1 protein-coding gene is annotated in these 253 nt (G+C 59.3%); it reads right to left on the bottom strand.

The genetic code is table 11. The features are described from left to right. The coding region (locus tag IV91_RS0114480) for a 3'(2'),5'-bisphosphate nucleotidase CysQ family protein (RefSeq protein ID WP_324603975.1) at positions 1 to 228 on the bottom strand (228 nt) is incomplete at its 3' end. Positions 229 to 253: the final 25 nt, after the last annotated feature.

Genomic DNA, 253 nt, shown 5'->3' with positions numbered 1-253 from the left:
TTCTTTCTTGCCATAGCGCAGAGCCCTGCCCTCCAGATCGAAAACATGGCCTCCGGCCCCCTCCACCACCGCCTGAGCCGCCGCCGTATCCCATTCGCAGGTAGGCCCCAAACGGGGATAGAGGTCAGCGCTGCCTTCGGCAATCCGACAAAACTTCAGGGAACTCCCCGCCTGAATCAACTCGTTGGGCTTGAAGCGCTGCGCAAATGCCAGGGTTTCTGGCGTCATATGGCTTTTACTCGCCACAATTCGC

This window comes from Ferrovum myxofaciens, from assembly GCF_000735045.1.
Lineage (GTDB): Bacteria > Pseudomonadota > Gammaproteobacteria > Burkholderiales > Ferrovaceae > Ferrovum > Ferrovum myxofaciens.
This window is presented reverse-complemented; position numbering and strand designations above follow the sequence as displayed.